The organism is Corallococcus sp. AB049A (genome assembly GCF_003668885.1).
Classification (GTDB): domain Bacteria; phylum Myxococcota; class Myxococcia; order Myxococcales; family Myxococcaceae; genus Corallococcus; species Corallococcus interemptor.
On record NZ_RAWL01000817.1, the window covers coordinates 1 to 1,089 of the forward strand.

General features: G+C 74.4%; 1 protein-coding gene. It reads left to right on the forward strand.

Annotated features, from left to right (window positions below; all coding sequences use genetic code 11):
- Nucleotides 1-31: 31 nt before the first annotated feature.
- A partial coding sequence (locus D7X55_RS39610) for a GNVR domain-containing protein (RefSeq protein WP_304988924.1) occupies nucleotides 32-1,089 on the forward strand: 1,058 nt, incomplete at its 3' end.

A 1,089-nucleotide genomic window follows, 5' to 3' on the forward strand; every position in this document is an offset into this window, starting at 1 on the left:
CTCGTACGCCTGGGGCGGGGAGAGAATCCAGGTGGAGCGGCTGAACGTGCCCACCGCGTGGGAGGACCTCCCGCTCACGCTCGTGGCGCAAGCCGGCGGCGCGTACACGCTGTGGGGGCCCGAGGGCCGCGAGGTGCTCCACGGCGCGGCGGGCACCAGCGCCCAGACGGAAGGCGACGCCGCGCACGAGGTGGAGCTGTTCGTCACGGAGCTGCACGCCCGGCCGGGGACGCGCTTCACGCTGATGCGCCGCTCGAAGCTGGCGACGGTGGAGGAGCTGCAGCGCGCGCTGCGCATGGGGGAGAAGGGCGCCGGCACGGGCGTGCTCAACCTGACGCTGGATGGGCCGGATCCGGTGGCGGCCACCGCCACGCTCCAGGCCATCGCGGATGCGTACGTGCGCTCCAACGTGGAGCGCCGCAGCGAGGACGCGGGCCGCACGCTGTCGTTCCTGGACAGCCAGCTGCCCGGCCTGCGCAAGGGCCTGGAGCAGGCGGAGGCGGCGCTGCGCGACTACCGCGCCGGCAAGGGCGGCGTGGACCTGGGGCTGGAGGCGCAGGCCGTCCTCAACCGGAGCGTGGAGCTGGACAAGGACATCTCCACGCTCGCGCTGGAGCGCAGTGAGCTGCGCCAGCGCTTCACGGAACACCACCCGCTGCTGGTGGCCATGGAGCGCAAGCTGGCGCGCCTGCGCACGGAGCGCGGCGCGCTGGACACCCGGCTCAAGGGCATCCCGGACGCGGAGCGGGTGTCCGCCCAGCTCACGCGCGACGTGAAGGTGGCCAACGAGCTGTACCTCCAGCTGCACAACAAGGCCCAGGAGTACCGGGTGCTCAAGTCGAGCACCATCACCAACGCGCGCCTCATCGACGCGCCCGTGGTGACGCGGCTGCCCGTGCGCCCCGCGAAGCCGGACGTGCTCGCGGTCAGCATCGTGCTGGGGCTGGCGTTCGGCGTCGCGCTGGCCTTCGCGCGGCAGTCGCTGCGCCCGGGCGTCACCGACCCCGCGGCCCTGGAGTCCGCGCTCCAGGTGCCGGTGCTCGCCAGCCTCCCCCTGGGCCCCCGGCGCGCGTCCGGCCCGCGCAGCCC